General features: G+C 71.5%; 19 protein-coding genes and 2 pseudogenes. 10 read left to right on the plus strand and 11 right to left on the minus strand.

Translation table 11 applies throughout. The features are described 5' to 3' along the window. Positions 1–103: 103 nt before the first annotated feature. Both ACKOQ4_RS14640 and ACKOQ4_RS14645 read right to left on the minus strand, forming a co-directional pair. A pseudogene (locus ACKOQ4_RS14640) lies at positions 104–523 on the minus strand (copper resistance CopC family protein); the annotation flags it as partial. A gap of 50 nt (positions 524–573) precedes the next feature. Next, the gene (locus ACKOQ4_RS14645; RefSeq protein ID WP_526293082.1) at positions 574–1,230 is read right to left on the minus strand and encodes a DUF6474 family protein; all 657 of its coding nucleotides are present in this window, start codon (positions 1,228–1,230) and stop codon (positions 574–576) included. Between the two features lie 146 nt (positions 1,231–1,376). On the opposite strand from ACKOQ4_RS14645, the gene ACKOQ4_RS14650 reads away from it, so the two are divergent. The 3 genes from ACKOQ4_RS14650 to ACKOQ4_RS14660 are packed head-to-tail and all read left to right on the plus strand — an operon-like array spanning position 1,377 to position 3,808. Beyond that, on the plus strand, positions 1,377–2,207 hold the full coding sequence (locus ACKOQ4_RS14650; protein WP_526293084.1) for a hypothetical protein: 831 nt from the start codon (positions 1,377–1,379) through the stop codon (positions 2,205–2,207). Between the two features lie 12 nt (positions 2,208–2,219). Then, the gene (locus tag ACKOQ4_RS14655) at positions 2,220–2,711 is read left to right on the plus strand and encodes an ImmA/IrrE family metallo-endopeptidase (protein ID WP_526293086.1); all 492 of its coding nucleotides are present in this window, start codon (positions 2,220–2,222) and stop codon (positions 2,709–2,711) included. Beyond that, positions 2,708–3,808: a hypothetical protein gene (locus ACKOQ4_RS14660; RefSeq protein WP_526293088.1), complete on the plus strand. Its 1,101-nt coding sequence runs from the start codon at positions 2,708–2,710 to the stop codon at positions 3,806–3,808. Before ACKOQ4_RS14655 ends, ACKOQ4_RS14660 begins: the two co-directional genes overlap by 4 nt. On the opposite strand, the gene ACKOQ4_RS14665 is transcribed toward ACKOQ4_RS14660, so the two are convergent. From ACKOQ4_RS14665 to ACKOQ4_RS14680, 4 genes are all read right to left on the minus strand, one after another. Further along, entirely contained in the window at positions 3,771–4,169 is a 399-nt protein-coding gene (locus ACKOQ4_RS14665; protein ID WP_526293090.1) for a transcriptional regulator, read from the minus strand. The genes ACKOQ4_RS14660 and ACKOQ4_RS14665 overlap by 38 nt on opposite strands. Positions 4,170–4,504: 335 nt before the next feature. Next, positions 4,505–5,035 (minus strand): peptidase, encoded by a 531-nt coding sequence (locus ACKOQ4_RS14670; RefSeq protein WP_526293131.1) that lies wholly within the window; start codon positions 5,033–5,035, stop codon positions 4,505–4,507. Positions 5,036–5,147: 112 nt separating this feature from the next. Beyond that, the gene (locus ACKOQ4_RS14675; RefSeq protein ID WP_526293092.1) at positions 5,148–5,771 is read right to left on the minus strand and encodes a superoxide dismutase; all 624 of its coding nucleotides are present in this window, start codon (positions 5,769–5,771) and stop codon (positions 5,148–5,150) included. Positions 5,772–5,881: 110 nt separating this feature from the next. Further along, complete coding sequence (locus tag ACKOQ4_RS14680) at positions 5,882–6,034, minus strand: hypothetical protein (protein WP_526293094.1); 153 nt, start codon at positions 6,032–6,034, stop codon at positions 5,882–5,884. Positions 6,035–6,483: 449 nt separating this feature from the next. Here ACKOQ4_RS14680 and ACKOQ4_RS14685 point away from each other — a divergent pair, with 449 nt between their 5' ends. After that, on the plus strand, positions 6,484–7,515 hold the full coding sequence (locus tag ACKOQ4_RS14685) for a DUF4328 domain-containing protein (RefSeq protein ID WP_526293096.1): 1,032 nt from the start codon (positions 6,484–6,486) through the stop codon (positions 7,513–7,515). A 4-nt stretch (positions 7,516–7,519) separates the two neighbouring features. Further along, positions 7,520–8,341, plus strand: coding sequence for a glycerophosphodiester phosphodiesterase (locus tag ACKOQ4_RS14690; protein WP_526293099.1), 822 nt, complete (start codon positions 7,520–7,522; stop codon positions 8,339–8,341). 19 nt (positions 8,342–8,360) lie between these two features. Here the strand turns inward: ACKOQ4_RS14690 and ACKOQ4_RS14695 are convergent, their stop codons facing one another. Continuing rightward, a complete protein-coding gene (locus ACKOQ4_RS14695; protein WP_526293133.1) occupies positions 8,361–9,626 on the minus strand; it encodes an LCP family protein in 1,266 nt (421 codons plus the stop codon). Between the two features lie 54 nt (positions 9,627–9,680). Then, entirely contained in the window at positions 9,681–10,370 is a 690-nt protein-coding gene (locus tag ACKOQ4_RS14700) for a CPBP family intramembrane glutamic endopeptidase (protein WP_526293135.1), read from the minus strand. Between the two features lie 88 nt (positions 10,371–10,458). On the opposite strand from ACKOQ4_RS14700, the gene pheA reads away from it, so the two are divergent. Both pheA and ACKOQ4_RS14710 read left to right on the plus strand, forming a co-directional pair. Further along, positions 10,459–11,376, plus strand: coding sequence for a prephenate dehydratase (gene pheA, locus ACKOQ4_RS14705; RefSeq protein WP_526293101.1), 918 nt, complete (start codon positions 10,459–10,461; stop codon positions 11,374–11,376). Next, positions 11,373–12,068 (plus strand): histidine phosphatase family protein, encoded by a 696-nt coding sequence (locus tag ACKOQ4_RS14710; RefSeq protein WP_526293103.1) that lies wholly within the window; start codon positions 11,373–11,375, stop codon positions 12,066–12,068. Before pheA ends, ACKOQ4_RS14710 begins: the two co-directional genes overlap by 4 nt. On the opposite strand, the gene ACKOQ4_RS14715 is transcribed toward ACKOQ4_RS14710, so the two are convergent. Beyond that, the gene (locus tag ACKOQ4_RS14715; protein ID WP_526293105.1) at positions 12,069–12,266 is read right to left on the minus strand and encodes a hypothetical protein; all 198 of its coding nucleotides are present in this window, start codon (positions 12,264–12,266) and stop codon (positions 12,069–12,071) included. A gap of 72 nt (positions 12,267–12,338) precedes the next feature. Here ACKOQ4_RS14715 and ACKOQ4_RS14720 point away from each other — a divergent pair, with 72 nt between their 5' ends. The 3 genes from ACKOQ4_RS14720 to ACKOQ4_RS14730 all read left to right on the plus strand — a co-directional run bounded on the left by ACKOQ4_RS14720 (position 12,339) and on the right by ACKOQ4_RS14730 (position 17,169). Beyond that, a complete protein-coding gene (locus ACKOQ4_RS14720; RefSeq protein WP_526293107.1) occupies positions 12,339–13,607 on the plus strand; it encodes a zinc ribbon domain-containing protein in 1,269 nt (422 codons plus the stop codon). A 68-nt stretch (positions 13,608–13,675) separates the two neighbouring features. Then, the gene (locus tag ACKOQ4_RS14725) at positions 13,676–15,244 is read left to right on the plus strand and encodes a S53 family peptidase (protein ID WP_526293109.1); all 1,569 of its coding nucleotides are present in this window, start codon (positions 13,676–13,678) and stop codon (positions 15,242–15,244) included. Next, a complete protein-coding gene (locus ACKOQ4_RS14730) occupies positions 15,241–17,169 on the plus strand; it encodes a zinc ribbon domain-containing protein (protein WP_526293111.1) in 1,929 nt (642 codons plus the stop codon). The genes ACKOQ4_RS14725 and ACKOQ4_RS14730 overlap by 4 nt, the downstream gene beginning before the upstream one ends. Before the next feature lie 6 nt (positions 17,170–17,175). Here ACKOQ4_RS14730 and ACKOQ4_RS14735 read toward each other — a convergent pair whose 3' ends face one another. Both ACKOQ4_RS14735 and ACKOQ4_RS14740 read right to left on the minus strand, forming a co-directional pair. Beyond that, positions 17,176–17,526 (minus strand): metallopeptidase family protein, encoded by a 351-nt coding sequence (locus ACKOQ4_RS14735; protein ID WP_526293113.1) that lies wholly within the window; start codon positions 17,524–17,526, stop codon positions 17,176–17,178. A gap of 35 nt (positions 17,527–17,561) precedes the next feature. Continuing rightward, positions 17,562–18,629: pseudogene (locus ACKOQ4_RS14740) on the minus strand (septum formation family protein); the annotation flags it as partial. Positions 18,630–18,758 lie beyond the last annotated feature (129 nt).

The following is an 18,758-nucleotide window of genomic DNA, read 5'->3' on the forward strand; positions in this document are numbered from 1 at the left end:
CCCTGCTCTGTGCGCTGCTGCTCACCGCCATGGCCGCCGGGTCGCTGCCGGTCAGCGCCGTGTGCGCGGCGGCGACCCGGCGGCCGACTCGACGCTGAGTTCCGGCCGCTGCGGCGATCACGGCGAAGGCCCCAACGACAAATGGCCACAACGGAATCCGGCCGCGGGGGGCCTGCACGGCAGGTCCCGGCTCGCCGGTGCCCGGCGCGGTCACGGTGAACGACCACGACCCGGACACCGGATGGCCGTCCGCTGAGGTCACCCGGTAGTTGACGGTGTAGCGCCCGGCCGGACCCAGCGGTCGGACCGCGACACCGGCCGTCGCACCGCGCACCTCCGGCTCGCCCGATGACCACAGATTGCCGTCCGGCCCGACGACCGTCATCGACGCGAACGTGGGCTGCAGGTCCTCGTTGAACGTCGCCGTGACCCGGCTCGGGCCGGAACTCAGCGTCGAGTCGGCCGCCGGGTCGCTGCCGGTCAGCGCCGTGTGCGCGGCGGCGACCGGGATACCGGCGGCCATGGCGGTGAGCAGCAGCGCACAGAGCAGGGTGCGCTGAACCAGGCGCAGCGTCACAGCACCCCCAGCCGGGTCATGATGTCGGCTTCGATGCCGTCGAGTTGTTCGCCGATCGAGGCCTGTGCGGCCCGTCGGCGCTGCCCGGGCATGTTCTCCGCGGCCGGAACCGCCGCGCCCAGCGCGGTCAGCCGGTCGGTCATCGCAGAGACGAACCTGCCGGTCTCGGGGTCCTGGGGACTGCGATCGGCGACCATGCGCAGGGAGTGTTCGGCTCCGGCGATCCGTGCCGACAACCGTCCGCCCGCCCCGGAGAACTGCCCCAGCGCGGTCAGCGGAACGCCCAGCCGGTCGGCGCGGCGCTCGTCGATCAGGCCGCGGGCGGCGACTGCCGCCCGGTAGGCGACCGGCACCACGGCCGGCGCCAGCAGGCGTGAGGCCGTCAGGGTTCGGCGGATTCGCCCCGGCGCCAGCAACTTCCCTTCCCGCGCCGTTCGCAGCTTGGTCTGGGCCACTTTGACCGCGGCGCGGTCGCTGTCGCGCTGCGCCTTGAGCTGGGCCGTGACCACCTTCTTCTCAGCCCGCAGGCTCGCCTTGATGCGCCGGCCCTCGTTCTTGGCGGCGAGCCTGGCCTCCATCTTGGCCTTCGCCTTCAGGGCGCGGGCTTCGGCGCGCCTGGTCGCGCGGCTTTTCCGCTTCTTGAACAGGCCCATTGCGGCTGCCTTTCGGTTCGGGTGCCCGGGGTCGGCTAAACCCTATCGCCCTGGCCAAGCGGTGATTTCGCTACCTGCGGATATGCCACAATTAATCGGTCTCCGCAAACCCCGGCGCCATCGCGGCGTCCGCACAATGTCGAGGTATGCAGGTGAACCGGTCCGGACGGCGGGTGATCGGCGCGACGATCGCGGCCGGTGTGCTCTGCGCCGGTCCCGCACTTGCCTGCGCCGCACCGTCCGCCGCCGACCAGGCCCCGCCCGGCGCCCCGGACGGCACCGGCAGCGCGACGGCCGACGGCACCGGCACCGCGGGCCATCGGCGGCCCCGCGGCCGGCCCGGTTCGGCCGGGACATCCAACCAACCGCACGCCCGGCCCTGCCCGTGGCCGTGGCCATGGCCGAAGCCCCCGCCGCCGGCAACGGTGCGGTGGCAGTTCCCCGAGCGCGACACCAACGGAATCAACGTTATCGCCATCGCTCCCCAGCAGGTGTTCCGTCCCCCGGTGGTGCCGGAGGCCCAGATCTCCGGTGGCGCCCTGCCCGAGGACGCCGCCCTCGACGACCTGCCCGCACCGGAGGCGTTCGGCACTCCGGCGCCGGCGGGTGCGCCGGCCCGCACATCCGTCCCGGTGCGTGCCCCCGCGGCGCCCGCGGCACCCGCGGTACGGCCCCCGGCGCCGCGGTCAGCACCGCCCCGCGTCGCGCCGCCGCCGGCGGCCCCGGCCGTCGCGGTGGCCGTCCCACCCCGGCCGGTGCCGGCCGCGCCGCCGCAGAACGCGGAACCGCCGTCGTCCTGGCGGCTGGGATACCCCGAGGAGTTGCGCCAGGCCGACTTCGCCCGGGTAGCCGCGCTCGCCCTGCCCGGCCTGGCCGCCATCGCCGGCATGACCGCACTCGGCGGCTTCGTCGGCTACCGGCAGGCAAAGGCCGGCTACGCGCTGCCGGCCGCCGGAGCGGGTCGGTTCCTCCAGTGACCGGGCCGGGGAATGTCCGCTGACCGGCGGGTGACCGAGGCGGTCAACGACGTCCTCGCGCTGGCCCCCCGCCACGGAGAGGTGTCGCTGGCCCGGCTGGTGGCGGCCGTCGGCGCCGAGCGGTCCCGGCCCATCGAGGTCACCACCGCCGAACTCCCGCCCGGGGTGTCCGGTCAGTGGCGCCAGTTCGCCGAACACGACGAGTTCATCCTGCAGGAGGGCCTGCCCGCCGTGGATCGGACTCTTGCCCACGAACTGGGGCACCTGGTCCTGGGCCACGACGGGATCCCGGTCAGTGAGGTGGCGCGGGAGACGGCCGAACTCGCCGGCGACGACCTGATCAGCTACATGCTCAACCAGCGAACCGGCTGTATGGGTCCCGGCGGCGAGGACGTCGAGCAGCAGGCCGAGGACTTCGCCGCGCTGCTGCTCTACCGGTTGGGACGGCTGCGCAGTGACCGCTCCTCGATCGTCCAGGTTCGCCTCGGAGAGGCGTTTGGTTGATCCTCTGGCTCATCGCCGGCCTGCTGGGGATGGCAACCGGACTACGGATCGGCTGGGCGCTGGTCCATCAGAAATCGGTGGTGAGCAGCGCGATGATCGTCGCGCTGGGCAGCCTCGCGGTCGTCGCGGCCTTGAACTGGCCGCCGCTGACCCTGCTGGTCGACACCGCGTTGCGCTGGCCGAACATCTCGGTCGGCCTCAGCCAGGTCGCGCTGGTCGCCTCCGCTGCGGGTAGTTGCGTGATGATCACCTCGGTGGCCTCGAACCTGGCATCGGCGGGTACCAGGAGGCTCGCCGTGGTCCAGTACTGCGTCGCGGCGGCGATCGCGGCCGCCACCCTGGTGCTGTTCCTCGACGACGGCCGGGAACCGGAAATGTCACCCCGGGAGTACCTGGCCCGCAACGTCGGCCGGCCGGGTGAGGTGATGGACTGGCTGGTCCCGCTGCTCTACGTGCTGCTGGCCCTGACCGTCGTGGCGTGGGTGGGCATGCGACTCAGCAGCGCGACCCGGCGCGGGCGGGCTCTGCTGATCTTCACCGCCGGGATGATCCTGATCGTGGCGGCGAGCGCGCTGTTCGTCGGCCGCGCCGTCGGGCGCGGCCGGCTCACCGGAATCGGCACGGCGGTGACGCTGCTGCTGTGCGCCATGGCAGTCGTCGCGGCCGGAGCCCTGCTGCCCTCGGTCGAGGACTGGATGGGCGCCCGCCGCGAACTGCGCCTCATCGAACCGCTGCGCCGGGAGATGGAGCGTCGCCACCCCGACATCGGCATCGGTGTGCGTCCGCGTGGACCGCTGGCGTTCCGGGTCGCCGAGCGGCTGTCACAGATCTCCGACGCCCTCTACCTGGAAGCCCTGCGCGCTCAACAGCCCGGCGACGACCCCGACGTCCCGGCCGGCATCCGGCCGGCCGACCAGGCCCGCGCCGTCGCCCAGTGGATCGGGGCCGGCCCCGCCGCCGCTGAGACGTTTCCCGGCCGCGGCTGGCTGAGTCAGCCCGGGGAATGCTCGGACCGGGAGTGGATCCTTGAGATCGCCCGGCAGTACCGGGCGTTGGGCCTCAGGCCTCGAGATGCTCCCGCCGGCGCAGCTCGTTGACCCGTTCGACGACGTCCTGCTGGGCCTCCGGGGACAGACCGACCGTCCGAGAGGCGATCCGGCGAACCCCCTCGTCGCGCATGTTGGCCAGCCAGGTCAGTTCCTTGTCGAGCTTTTCGTAGTACTCGTCGTCGGTGAAGTACTCCGGCTTGATCCGGAAGAAGTTGGCGAGCGCGGTCATCGTCGCCGACGACGGGTTGGTCCGGTTGCCCGACCGCAACTGGGACAGGTACGGCGCGGACATGGTGATGCCCTCGGCCTTGAGGTGAGCGATCACTTCGGCCGAGGTGTGCGGACCGCGACCCGGCGGGTAGACCGTGTCGAACAGCCGGTTCAGTCTCGAGGCGAACGATGTGCTCATTACCTGACCTCCATGCGTGGCGAAAAATTTTGCACCCTTGTCGTATTTGCTGACCAATGTACAACGTCCTCCCCGAATGACCAAGTGCAAACTCCGTTGACGGCGGGTCCAGCGGTGGATCTGTCCGGGCTATCGCCCGGCGCCTGGCCCACTTTTACCTGTTGACCGCTGATTTGTCCCCGCGAACTGGGATAACCATATGGGCCGGCCTGGGACTGCGATGACCGCAGGTCCGGTGCGCGGCAACTTACGCCGCCACCCCGAGGGGTCTTTGCTGGATACCCTCAGGCTACCCTCAGGGCGCGTTCAGGTTCGCTGCGTTGCGGGCCGGCCGGTCACGCCGCCAGCAACATCGCCAGGATGGCGGTGTCCGGATGGCTGATGGGGTCGACCCCGACCCGGCTGACCATGTTGGTCACGGTGCCGTCGGCCTCGGCCTCAACCCATGCGGCGCGATGCTCGAGGCCCAGGTGCGGCAGGCCGGGCAGCAGCACGCATCCCGACGCGGCGCCCGAACACTCCGGCAGCGACGGGGTGGTCTCCGACGGCGGATGCAGCATCAGCAGCGCCGGCGGCTGGCGGTCGGCGAAATGCCCCGGCGGTACGGCGGATTCGCCGACCACCGTTCCCTCGGCCAGCACCAGGCCCACCGTGCCGGGCGCCGGCTTGTCCGGCAGGTCCTCGCGGGCGCCGAAGATCGTCGTGGTGTCGAGCAGACCGGGCAGGCTGGCCACCCGCACGGCCATGATCAGCAGCTGCGCCCACTCCTTGGTCGAGTTCGGCCAGCGGCCCGACACCACGAAACCCTTCAGCGAACCGCGGGAATGAAACGGCGCGATCTCTACCGGGCGCCCTGAATGATCCATCACGCCTCCGCGACACTCGGTTACAGCGATGACAGCGGGTCGATCCCGATCAGCATGGGGCACGGTGGCGGTGGCAGACAATAGGACACGACTGCTAAAGGCCCGCCGGGTTTCAGCCGAAGATCAGGCCCCTGGTCTTGGAGACGGCCGCGGCGTGGCGGTTCTGGACGTCCTCCCAGTTCACGACATTCCAGAACGCCTTGACGTAGTCGGCTTTCACGTTCTTGTACTGCAGGTAGAAGGCGTGTTCCCACATGTCGACCTGAAGCAGGGGAATGATGCCCAGCGGAACGTTGGCCTGCTGGTCGTACAGCTGGAAGGTGAGTAACCGGTCGCCCAGGCTGTCGTAGCCGAACACCGCCCAGCCCGAGCCCTGCAGGCCGTTCGCGGCCGCGGTGAACTGGGCGCGGAACTTGTCGAACGACCCGAAGGCGTCGTCGATCGCCGCCTCCAGATCGACCTTGGGCTTGTCACCGCCATTGGGCGACAGGTTCTTCCACCAGATCGAGTGGTTCACGTGGCCGCCCAGGTGGAACGCGAGGTTCTTCTCGTTGAGGAAGATCGCACCGTGGTCGTCGCCGGCACGAGCCTCCTCGAGCTTGGCGACGGCAGCGTTGGCCCCCGCCACGTAGGCGGCGTGGTGCTTGCTGTGGTGAAGCTCGTTGATCTCACCGGAGATGTGCGGCTCCAAAGCGCCGTAGTCCCAGTCCAACTCGGGCAAGGTGTATTCGGCCACGTGCTCCCTTTCTCCTCGGTGCAACTCTCCCCGGTGCTACGCCGGGTGTTGTACCGCCAACACTGCTCTATACGCGCCACGCACCGCAAGAACCGGCCACCGGCCGCGGGTCAGAAGAAGACGACGACGACGAGGATGGCCAGCAGGACCAGCGCGATGGCGGCGGCTCGCAGCGTGGCGACCCGGTAGGACCCGACGCTCGCCGACGTCGACCATGGAGAGAGCGGGGAAACCGGCCCCGACGGCCTGAACTCCGGGTTCAATTACCGACCCCCTGGTGTGTCCGGTGAGTTGCGTCACAGCGTCCGGTCATCATAACCACGGCCCCACCCGGTGTGAATCGGGTTCGGCAACAGTCCCGGCAGCAGCCCGGGGGAGTGCCGGGGCCCGGTCCCGGCGGCGTGTCGTACGGCGAGTCGCCGCGGTTGCCGAATCCCCGAGGCCCCTGTGCCCGTTTCGCTCGGCAGCCAAACGTGGTGTTGATCGCGGAAGCCCGAGTGGCGGAGTTATCCACAGTCGGCATACGCGACGTGCGCTGTTCCCTCGCAAACTCGGATGCCCGCCGTGCCGGCCGGTGTGGATAAGGCTGTGGAAACTGTGGATAGCCGGGCATTGCTGGCACGGCTTCGCCTGGTCGGCGGCACCCGGTGCCACAATAAGTGGCGTAGATCACGGCGAGGCCGTCGGACGGCCGCTCGCTAGGCTGGTCGGCGTGATTCAGGTGTGCTCCCGCTGTGGAACACGGTGGAACGTGCGGGACCGCGAACGGTCGTGGTGCCCGCGCTGCCAGGGGCAACTGCTCGCGCCGGCGGGTTCGCCGACGGTCGGCGCGGCCGGACCCTCGCCGATGCCGGCCGTTCCGGCCGCAGCGCAGCCGCCTGGGCGTTTCCGCTGGATCGCGGTCCGGCCCGGCCCGCCGCCGCCGCCGCGCGCACGCCGCCGCCCGCTCGGTCCGACCCCGCGCTACCAGACGATCCCGCGCTGGGGCCTGGCCGACCCGATCGCCGCGCCCGCCGCCGGCGGCGCGCTCGCGGTGCGCAAGACCGCCTCGGCCGCGGCGGTGCGCACCACCCTGGTCGCGGCCGGGTTGGTGTTCGCGATGGCGGCCGGCGCGCACATCACCCGCTACCTGCTGCTCCTGGTCAACCGCACCACCCTGCTGCACCCCCTGATCGCGATGGGATCGCTGCTGGCCGGGGTGCTGGCGAGTCTGGCGGCCGTGGTCGCGGTCATCGCGGCCGCGGTGATGCTGACCTCCTGGCTGATCGGCCGCCGCGCCGCCGCGTTCGCCGTGCACGGCCGGCAGGATCCGAGGCCGGAGTGGGCGCTGTGGGCGGGCTGCCTGGTCCCGTTCGTCAACCTGGTCTGGGCGCCGGTCTTCGTTCTCGAGCTGGCCCATGCAGAGCGGTGCCAGGTCCGGCAGCGCTGGCCGGTCACCCTGTGGTGGATCGCCTGGGCGGTCTCGTTCCTGATCTGCGGCTGGGCCATCTGGACCAGCCGGGCCACCGATCCGCAGGGGATCGCCGACAACACCGTCACGATGATCGTCGCCTACCTGGCGGGCCTGGCCGTGCTGGTCCTGCTGTGGCGGGTGTTCGACGGGTTCTTCAGCAAGCCGGTGGACCGGCCCGCGCACCGGTGGGTGGTGGTCGGGGAATCCGGCGAGACCGAATCCGGGGAAGCCGAATCCGGCGAGACCGAGGAATCGGCTGTTGAGTCCGAGGACCGGGAACCGGCAGCATAGGCCTATGTCGCCGGCTGCCGCACCGCAGGGAGAGCATCCCTTCGTGGTCGCTCATCGCGGCGCCTCGGCGGACCGGCCCGAGCACACCCTGGCCGCCTACGAACTGGCCCTGCGGGAGGGCGCCGACGGCGTCGAGTGCGATGTGCGGCTGACCCGCGACGGCGAACTGGTCTGCGTGCACGACCGCCGGGTCGACCGCACGTCCACCGGCACCGGCCTGGTGAGCGATCTGACCCTGGCGCAGTTGCGCGAATTCGATTGGGGCGCATGGCATGGCAGTTGGCGTCCCGACGGCGGCATCGGGCACACCGGGGTGCTCACCCTGGAGGAGCTGCTGACACTGGTGCTCGACTGGAACCGCCCGGTCAAGGTCTTCATCGAAACCAAGCACCCGGTCCGCTACGGCGCACTGGTGGAGAGCAAGGTGCTGGCGCTGCTGAACCGGTACGGCATCGCCGCGCCGCCGTCGGCGGATCTGTCCCGCGCCGTGGTGATGTCGTTCTCGGCGGCTGCGGTGTGGCGGATCCGCCGGGCGGCACCCCTGCTGCCCACCGTCCTGCTCGGTGAGACCGCGCGTTACCTCGGCGGCAGCGCCGCCACGACGGTCGGGGCGACCGCTGTCGGCCCGTCGATCGCCACGCTGCGGGAACACCCCGAACTCGTCGACCGTGCCGCAGCGCAGGGCCGCGCCATGTACTGCTGGACCGTCGACCACTTCGAGGACGTCGAGTTCTGCCGTGAGATCGGCGTCGGCTGGATCGCCACCAATCACCCCGGCCGCACCAAGGACTGGCTGCAGAACGGGATCAGCGGTCAGCGGACCTGAGGCCGGTCGACTCCGCCGCTCAGGGCTGGGCGTCGATGACCTGCTGGGGGATCGGGGCGTCGGTGCGCAGGGCGTCGAACAACGCCCCGGCCGAGGCGGAATCCCAGATCAGCACCGACCCCGATTCGTTGCCGGTGTATTCGCCGATCGGGACGGTCAGCGTGGTGGCCGGCCCGTGCAGGGCCCACGCCAGCCGGGCGAGGTTCCAGACGTGGGCTCCGGTGTCCACCGTCACCGCCGAGATCGCCGCGTGCGGCACCGCATACCAGCGCCACGGGTTGAGCCAGACCGCCGGACTGGAGGCGCGCGCCAGCAGCGCCGCCATGAACTCGCGCTGATGCAGCATCCGGTCCAGGTCGGCCCGAGGGGTGGCGCGGGTGCGCACGTACCCGAGCGCGTCGGGTCCGTTGAGCGTCTGGCATCCGGCGGGCAGGTCGATCCCGGCGAGCGGATCGTTGATCGGCTCCGCCGGGCAGATCGTGACGCCCCCGAGGGCGTCGACGACGACGCCGAATCCCGCGAAGCCGATCTCGGTGTAGTGGTCCAGATGCAGCCCGGTGGCGACCTCGACGGTCTGGGCTAGCAGCGGCGCGCCGCCCTGGGCGAAGGCCGCGTTGATCTTGTCGCTGCCGTAACCGGGAATGTCGACGTAGGAGTCCCGGGGGATCGACACCATGGTCGCGGGTTCGGCGCTGAGCAGTCCCGGGATGTGGATCAGCAGGATGGTGTCGGTGCGGCCACTGCCGACCTCGCCGCCGGTGGCCAGGTCGGCCTGCTGCTGCTCGGTCAGGTCGCTGCGGCTGTCCGAGCCGACCAGCAGCCAGTTCGTTCCGGCCGCGGCGTCGGGCCGGCCGGCGTAGTCGGCGAACACCGGGATGCGGCGCAGCGAGGCCTCGGCCCAGACCGCGACCCCCAGGCCCGCCACCGTGACGAGGAAGGCGAGCGCCGACACCGTCGCCGTGATCCGCCGGGCCAGGGACATCCCGCGGCGGACCCTCGTGCGAACCGGGGTCCGGACCCGGTGCCGGGCCCGGCCCGGTGCGGGCCGCGCGGGTGCGGACGGGGGCACCGGCGCCATCACCTTCGTGGATCGCAGCGCATCGCGGCGCGGCGGGGCCGGCCGCCGGACGGGGGGAGGCGGCGGCAACGGCCGGTACGGCGGCGGCGCGTACCGGGGCGGCGGCACGCGCGGCGACGGCGGCGGCCGGTATCCGGGCTGCCGGCGGATCACCGGCGGGGGCTCGCGCCGCAACGGCGGGGGCGCCGGCGGTCGCACCCGCGGGATCCGGTCGGTGGGCGGATCCGCGGGCGGCCGCCGGTGCTCGTTCACGGGGTCAACCTACGCACTGCCGGCCAGCAGTACGTAGCCGACGAAGGCCACCGAGTCGATGATCCCGTGGGCGATCACCAGCGGCCACAGCCGGCCGGTGCGGCACCAGTAGTGCCCGAACACCAGACCCATCACCACGTTGCCCAGCCCGGCGCCGATGCCCTGGTAGAGGTGATAGAGCCCGCGCAGAACCGCAGAGGCCGTCACCGCGCGCGACCGGCTCAGGCCGAGCTGGCGCAGCCGGGTGATCAGGTAGCCGACCACCACCACCTCCTCGGCGAAGCCGTTGGCGAAGGCCGCCAGGATGAGCACCGGGATCCGCCACCACGAGGAGTGCAGGCCCGAGGCCTGCACCTCGGCGTTGAGGCCGAAGTGGCGCGCCGCCACGTACAGCAGCAGGCCCGGGATGCCGATGAGGGCCGCCAGCCCCGCCGCCGGCAACACATCGCCGCGCAACCGGACCCTGCCCAGGCCGAGCGCGCCCGGGCCAATCCCGCTGCGCCACAACAGATACAGCGCCAAGGCGCCCCAGGCGATCAGCTGCCCGACCGACACCAGATTGAGGCCGAGATTCACCAGGTCATAGCGGGACTGGTTGGGGTTGAGCCGAACCCGGTAACCGCCCAGGCCGGACAGCAGGGCGTCGGCGAGCTGCAGGACAGCGGCCACGGCGCTCACGCCGAACGTCACGGCCAGCATGACCGCGATCTCGATGCGCGTGGCGCGGGGGCTCACTCCGCCACGGTAGCGGCCGGACCGGCGCGCCCCGACCCGATAGGGTTGGGCGGTGGCCCGCATCGCCTACCTCGGACCCGAGGGAACGTTCAGCGAGGCGGCGCTGCTGAGGATGGCCGCCGGCTCGATGGTGCCCGGCGGCGGTGAGACCGAACCGCTGCCGACCGAGGGCACCCCGGCCGCCCTGGAGGCCGTCCGCAGCGGCGCCGCCGAGTTCGCCTGCGTCCCGATCGAGAACTCCATCGAAGGCTCCGTGCTGCCGACACTGGACAGCCTGGCCGGCGGTTCGCCGCTGCAGATCTATGCCGAGCTGACCCTCGACGTGGCGTTCAGCATCGTCACCCGGCCGGGGGCGCAGGCCGGCGACATTCGCACCGTCGCGGCCTTTCCGGTAGCGGCCGCCCAGGTCCGGCACTGGCTGGTCGGGCACCTGCCCGCTGCGGAGGTCGTCCCGGCCAACTCCAACGCGGCCGCCGCGCGCGAGGTGGCCGACGGCCGTGCCGACGCCGGGGTCAGCACGGCCCTGGCCGCCCGGCGCTACGGACTGGCTTCGCTTGCCGACGGCGTCGTCGACGAACCCAACGCCCGCACGCGTTTCGTCCTGGTGGGCCGGCCCGGTCCGCCGCCGCCCCGCAGCGGCGCCGACCGCACCTCGGTGGTGCTGCGGATCGACAGCGCCCCGGGTGCCCTGGTGGCGGCGCTGAACGAGTTCGGCATCCGCGACATCGACCTGACCCGCATCGAGTCCCGGCCCACCCGAACCGAACTCGGTACCTACGTCTTCTTTCTCGACTGTGTCGGTCACGTCGACGACAGTGCGGTGGCCGAGGCGCTCAAGGCGCTGCACCGGCGCTGCGCCGACGTCCGATACCTCGGCTCGTGGCCGACGGGTGCGGCCGCGGGGGCTCTGCCGCCTCGACTCGACGAAGCCGAACGGTGGCTCGCCGGGCTCCGCCGGGGCGGGCTGTGAGCGCGCGGCTGATTCTGGTCCGCCACGGCCAATCGCAGGCCAACGTCGAACGTCGTCTCGACACCCGGCCGCCCGGCGCCGATCTGACCGATCTGGGCGTGCGCCAGGCGCAGGAGTTCGCCCGCGCCCGGCCCGGCCCCCCCGGCCTGCTGCTGCACTCCGTCGCCAGACGGGCCGCCCAGACCGCCGCGGCCGCCGCGGCCGGGTTCGCCGATCCGCGGCTGCGGCCGCAGCAGGTCGAGGGAATCCACGAGGTACAGGCAGGCGAGTTGGAGAACCGCGACGACGACGAGGCGATCGCCGCGTTCAACACCGTCTACCAACGCTGGCACGAAGGCGAACTCGACGTCGCGATGCCCGGCGGGGAGACCGGCCGCGAGGTTCTCGACCGCTACCTGCCGGTGCTGACCGGACTGCGGCTGCGCTACCTCGACGACCGGGACTGGGACCGCGACATCGTCGTCGTCAGCCACGGCGCCGCGATCCGGCTCGCGGCCGCCACCCTGGCCGGGGTGGAGAGCAGCTTCGTGCTCGAGCACCACCTGGCCAACACCGAGGCGGTGATCCTGGCGCCGATCACCGACGGTCGGTGGAGTTGTGTGCAGTGGGGCTCGTTGACCCCGCCGTTCTACCCCGAGCCCGACGTGCACCCGGTCGAGGAGGCGCTGCGCGCGGCCGACCCGATGGGCTGATCACACCGCCAGACGGCCGCCGCCGCGTTCGCCGCAGTCGCAACCGACCGCCTCGCAGTCGATGCTCAGCGAGTGCATGAGCGCCTCCGGGTGGCTGCAGCCCGGCTCGGTGCAGTGCGTCGGCTGTCCGGGGTGATGGATCAGCGTTCCGTGACAGTGCGGCCGTTCCGCGTCGCACTCGCGGCACTGGTTGGGCATGACTTGTTCTTAGCACCGCCGACCGACAGCGGCCCGGTGCCGCGCCGCGCGGAGTAGGCTCTGCCTCCCACGATGACTTCATCCCCCGCAGGTCCCGACCCGTCGCTCGACGGCCATCCGTTCGGCGCGGTGCCGGTGACGGTGTGCGGGCATTGCGGCACAACGGTTCCGGTGGCCGACTTCTGCGGGTACTGCGGTGCCGAGGCCGAGGCGCCGGCCCGCGGCAGGCTCCGCCTGTTGCGGCCGCGGGTCTTCGCGGTCGCCCCCGCCGAGCGGGTGCTGGCGCCGATGCTCACCAGCACCCTGTTCCCGCAACTGCCGCAGATCTACCGCAACCCGTTCCGGATCGGCATGGCGGCCGTGCTGATCGGTGCGGTCGCCCTGTCGGTTCTCCATGTCATCGGTCCGCTGGTAACCGTTGCCGCACTGGGCGTTCCGTGGCTGTTCATGCTCTATCTCTGGCAGGCCGACGTGCTGCGGGACATCCCGGCACGGATGTTCGCCTTCGCAGCCGCGCTGGGGGCCCTGCTCGGGGTGGCCTGGGTCTGGGTGACCGGTGGGCTGGTCGCCCGTTCCTACGGCATCCCGATGGCCGCCGGTTTCGTGCTTCAGGACCTGCTGAGCATCGGGCTGGTCATCTCGGTGGGCGGCGCCGTGCTGATGGTCCTTCCCGCCGTCGTGATCCGGCTGCTGCGCCCCCCGACCCGGGAGTCGCTGGACGGCTTCGTCATCGGTGCGCTCGGTGCGCTGTCCTTCACCGGCGCGGCGACGGCGACCCGGCTGGCGCCCCAGTTCGTCTCCGGGCTGATCGCCAACGTGGCGCCACTGCGCCTGCTGGTCGAGGCGGTGCTCTACGGCGTCGCCGCGCCGCTGACCGCCGCGTCGGTCGGGGGTCTGATCGGCATGCTGCTGTGGTTCGTCCCCGGCCGGCGGGCCGGCGAGCATCGGGGCACGATACGGGCCGCGCTGGTGGTCTTCACCATGCTCGTCGCGGTGATCTACACCGGAATCTGGGTGATCGACTCGGCCCGGATGCCGAAGTGGCCGCAGCTGGCACTGCACATCGCCCTGACGCTGATCGCGCTGCTGGCGGCGCGGGTCTGCCTGCAACTGGCGCTGCTGCACGAGGAGCCCGACCCGTTCACCGGGCAGCCGGTGCTGTGCGTGCACTGCCGGCGCGTTGTGCCGGACATGCCGTTCTGCCCGGCCTGCGGTGCGGCGGCCAGGGCTTCGTCGCGGTCCTCGCGGCGCCGGCGCCGGGAGTCGCCGCCCACGCGGCAGCTGGAGAAAACGTCGCCGACGTACAATTCTCCCATCCCCGAATCGGGCACCGGAGAATAGGAATTCAGTAGTTGGACGGCGGAATCGCGCACTCTGGTCCGCCGAGGAGACCTCCGCGCCCGAGGCGGGTGCTGGCCGCCGTGCTGCTCGTCGGCGCCGGCCTCCTCGCCGGTGAGTACCGGGCCGTTACCGCCCCCGCCGCCCCGGGCCGGATCGGCGGTCCCTTCGCCGCCCTGCTGAGCAGTTCCACCGACCTCGGGCCGGCCCGCGGTGACCACGTCCAGCTCACCGCCGCGCTGCACGGGGCGCACCGGCCCGATCGTCTGCTTCGCTGGTCGGCGGACAACGGTCTGTCGGTGCGGTGGCGCGACGGCGACCCGTGGGCGATCGTCGAGGGGCCGCCGTCGGCGATGTCGGACGCCTTCGACGTCGACGTGCACGACTACCTCGGCCGTCGCGGCCAGACCTTCTACGCGGCGGCCGAGCAACCGGCCGTGCCGGTGGCGGTGCGGGCCGACGTCGCGGAGCTGGGCCGCATCCTGAGCTACACCCCGTACCGCGAGTCCAGACCACAGCCGCCCGCCGAGGTGCCCGACCAGGGTCTGACTCCCGAGGCCCTGCTGCGCACCTACAACGTGCAACCGCTGCGAGACGAGGGGTTCACCGGTGCGGGCGTCACCGTGGTGGTCTTCGCCTTCGACGGCTTCGCCCAGAGCGACATGGACCTATTCGCCTCCACCTTCGGCCTGCCGCCGCTCAACCCGGAGGTGGTGGGCGGCCAGCCCGCCCAACGGCGCGGCGAGGCCACCATGGATCTGCAGGCGGTTCACGCCCTGGCCCCCGGCGCCAGGACGGTACTGGTCAACGCCCGGCCGACGGTGGAAGGCGAGGGCTCATACGAGAAGGTCGCCGCGATGCTGGAGGACGCCGACCGGCGCTATCCCGGAGCGGTCTGGAGTTTCTCCATCGGCTGGGGCTGCGACAAGCTGATCACCGCCGCCGACCTCGCCCCGGTGCGCGCGGCCCTGGTCAAGGCGCAGGCCAACGGCACCACAGCCTTCGACGCCAGCGGCGACCTCGCCGGACTGGAGTGCAAGGGCGGCAGCGACTGGTCGGCCCCGCCGCACACCGACAACATCGGCCTCGACTCGGTGGCGTCGATACCCGAGATGACCAACGTCGGCGGCACCACCCTGTCCACCGACGACAAGGGCGGCTGGCTGGCCGAGCAGGCCTGGTTCGACCCGCCGCTGTCGCAGGGTTCAGCCGGGGGAGGGTCGGCCCTCTTCGACAGGCCCGACTGGCAGGCGCAGCTCAGTCCCAGGGGCGCGACGAAATCGCGCCTCACACCTGACATTTCGGCGGTCGCGGACCCGTTCACCGGAATGAAGATCATCTTCGACGGGCAGGTGCTCGCAGGTGGCGGCACGTCGCTTGCCGCGCCGATCTGGGCCGGTATCGCCGCGGTGATCAACCAGTACCTGCTCGAGAACGGCGGCCGGCTGATCGGAGATCTCAATCCGCTGCTGTACCGGATCGCCGGGGGAGCGCGGCTGCCGGCCTTCCGCGACGTGGTCCTCGGCGCCAACGCCGTCGCCGTCGCCGGACCGGGCTACGACCTCGTCACCGGGCTGGGCACTCCCAACGTCGACAACCTCGCTCGCAACCTGCTCGTCCTGCAGAAGCTGCTGCCGTGACCGCCGCCGCCCATGCCGTGCCGACCATGGAGTGTCCGCGATGCAAGGTCGACGTCCCGGCGGCGAACTTCTGCGGGCTCTGCGGCTGTCAGGGCGGGCACCTGAAGGTGCTGCGCCCCAAGACATTCGGCGCCGAACCCCGCGAGCGGGTGCTGCTTCCCTTTCTGGCCAGCTCACTGTTCCCGCATCTTCCGGCCGAGTCGCGGACCCCGTTCCGGGTGGCGATGGCAGTGGCGGCGGCGGGACTGATCGCGTCGGCGGTACTGCGGCTACCCGCTCTGGGAATCACGATCTCGGCGCTGGGTCTGCCGTTGCTGTTCGTGCTCTACCTGCGTGCGTCCTCGGCCGACCGGGACGTCCCGCGCATCGCGCTGACCCTGGCCGCCGTCCTGGGCGCGCTGCTGGGAGCGGTATGGGTGGCCGCCAGCGGAGCGTTCGTCGCGCGGACCTACGGCGTGCCCATGTCGGTCGGTCTGGCCCTCCACCATCTCTTCCGTGAGGGCCTGGTGATACCGGTCGCCGGGATGATTCTGATGGTTGTGCCCGTCGTGACAGTGCGGCTGGTGCGGCCGGGATACCGGGAGTCGCTGGACGGCTTCGTGATCGGGGCGCTGTCCGGCCTGGCCTTCAGTGCCACGGCGACGATGGCCCGGCTCGCGCCGCAGGTCGGCGCCGGCCTGATCGCCCACGCCCGGCCGCTGCAGGGGCTGGTCGTCGAAGTGGTGCTGTGCGGCGTGACTGTGCCCATCACCGCCGCGGCGGCCGGCGGCATGGTCGGTATCGCTCTGTGGTTCAAGCAGCGCGACGGCGACGCCGAACACCACGGACGGGTCCGGCGGATGCTGGTGCTGCTGGCGGCGGTGGCACTGCTGCTGCACGCCGCCGTGGCCGTCATCGACAACGTCGGGCTGCGCGAACTGGTGATGCTCGCGCTGCACCTCAGCGTCACGGTCATCACGCTGATCCTGCTCCGCACCGCGATGCAGTTGGCGCTGCTCCACGAAGTCCAAGATCCGGTGGCCGAGGATCAGCCGCGGCTGTGCACGAGGTGCGAGATGGTGGTGCCCGACATGGCGTTCTGCCCGCACTGCGGAGCGGCGACCCGGGCGGCCTCGCGGCGGTCCCGGCAGGAGTGCCGGGGGGGTTCATGCCGGGTGTTGGCGGACGACGCGGTCGAGGTCGCCACCGCCCCCGGCGCGGTGACGGCCGAACAGCCCTATCCGGCGTATGCGATGCCGGAGGACGGCTACGCCGCACCGGCGCCGCGCCGCCCCCGGTTCGGCTGGCTGCTGAGCCGCTGGGGAACGACGATCGCCACCGCCGCGGCGGTGATGGCCGCCGCCGCGTTCGCGCTCACCCCCAGGATCGCGCACTACATGTGCCCGCCGGACTGCGGCAAACCACCCAGCGGCTCACCGGTCAAGGCGCTGCCCCGGTTCGAGTCGCCGGACGGCTCGTTCTCGGTGTCCTATCCCGCGCCAGGCTCGTTCTATGACGTCAAGACCGAGAAGTCGGGCGTCACAGCGACACTCACCGCCGGCGACGGCGGTGTCATGCAGTTGTTCTCCGAGCCGGCCAACGGGCGCTCAGCCAGGCAGGTCGCCACGGCGGTCCTCAAGCGGACCTACCCCGACTCGACGGTCGCCTACGAGATACCCAATGCGATGGTCGGCTACCAGATCGGCTACGGCGAGGTCGCCGACGACTGGCCGCAGGGTTCCACGTCGAGCTTCTCCCGGATCCGGATCGTGGTGCTCGCCGCGGTGAAGAACAACCTCGCGCTGGTCGCCTTCGCGACCGGTCCCTACCACGCCTTCGGGCCGGACTTCGGCCCCGGGCCGCCGTCCGGGGCCAACCTGGAGCTGGCGCAGGATCTGGGCAAGTACGTCAACAGCTTCCGGTGGACCGGCGACCCGACGCGCTGAACCCGTTCAGTCCCAACCCAGTTCGTGCAGGCGCTCGTCGTCGATGCCGAAGTGGTGGGCCAGTTCATGGATGACCGTGACGGCGACCTCCTCAACCACGTCCTCGGTGGTGTCGCAGATCTCCAGCAGGCTGTCCCGGAATATCGTCACCGTGTCCGGCAGCGCGCCGGCATAGCTGGAGTCGCGCTCGGTCAGTGCGATGCCCTCGTAGAGCCCGAGCAGTTCGGGGTCTTCGGGGTGGCGGCCGGCGACGAGCACCACCACGTTGTCGAGTGCGGCGGCGAGATCGGGCGGGATCAGGTCGAGCGCCTCGGAAACGAGTTCCTCGAAGCGTTCCGGGTCCATCCGGACCGGCACTACCGCCCGCCGCCCCCTGCGCCGGGGCCGATGCCGGGCAGCGGCGGCAGCGACGCCTGGCCCTGGTTGAGCCGCTCGTCGGGAATGGCCGAGGGCGGAACCGGGGGCTGGCCGTTTATCAGCAGCGGACCCTTGGCGCTGTTGATCAGGGTGGCCCAGCCGCCGTTGCCCAGGGTGGCGCCGATGCTGCAGGCCACCTGACGGCTGCCGGCGGTCCAACTCGGCAGCGAGATGGTGCTGTAGATCAGCGTCAGGGTGGTGTCGCGCAACTTCACCGGCGCCAGGTAGGCGTCGGTCAGGCCGTTGCACACCTCCTTGATGAACGCGTCCTGATCGGGGTCGGCGGGCACCGGGCCGGGGAACTTCTCGGCGAGATTGACCGTACCGACGACCTCCATGGCGTGCGGCGCCGAGCAGTCGACGGCGGCGTCGTTGGGCTGGTTGGTCGGCGGGTCGATACCCAGGCAGGTGCCGGGCGGCCACACCTTGGACTGGTCGAGTTCAGCCACCCTGCCCTTGAACGGCAACTGCTGGTACCCGGGTCCCCTCAGTTGCAGCCCGCACAGCATGCGGCGCTCGTCGGCCTGCTTCCACGCCCTGTCGCCGGCCCACAGCAGGCTGATGCTGAAGCGGCTGTTGGGGTCGAACTTCGGGCCCAGGTAGCGCTCGGTGGCCGGCTCGCACTGCTCGGCGGTGATCTGCTGGATGCGGGCCGGGGCGGGTGGCGGGGCGTCGGGCCCGTACTCGGTGCCCGGGAAGGCCCGCATGTCCACGGCGTCGGAGACCTCGAAACGGTGGTCATCCCTGCAGTCGACGATGACTGCCGCGTCCAGAGCGTTGTCCGGCCAGTTCAGGCAGTATCCGGTCTTGGCCTCGGCGAAGGCGGAATTGCCGGTGGCGGCGACCTGCTCGGGGGCGGGGGCGACCTCGGCCAGCGGGCCCTTGTCGCGGATCGGCAGGGCGATGACCGTCCCGGCGATCAGCAGACCGCCCAGCGCGGTCAGCAGCAGCGCCCGCCTGGTCGACTTGGCCGACCGGTTTCCCGGCTGGGCCGGCTGGTCGTCGGCGTCCTCGATTTCCGGTGCGTCGGATAGCTGGAACATCGCGGTCCATTGTGGCAGGCCGCTTCGGCGGCCTGACAAGGGCCGCACCGGGACTGTTACCCGGTTGTGCTGTCCGCCCCGTTCGCGCAGCGCGGCGGCCCGAAAGCAGGTTGCCCGGGGAAGTAGGGT

Source organism: Mycobacterium sp. (genome assembly GCF_046095365.1).
Lineage (GTDB): Bacteria > Actinomycetota > Actinomycetes > Mycobacteriales > Mycobacteriaceae > Mycobacterium.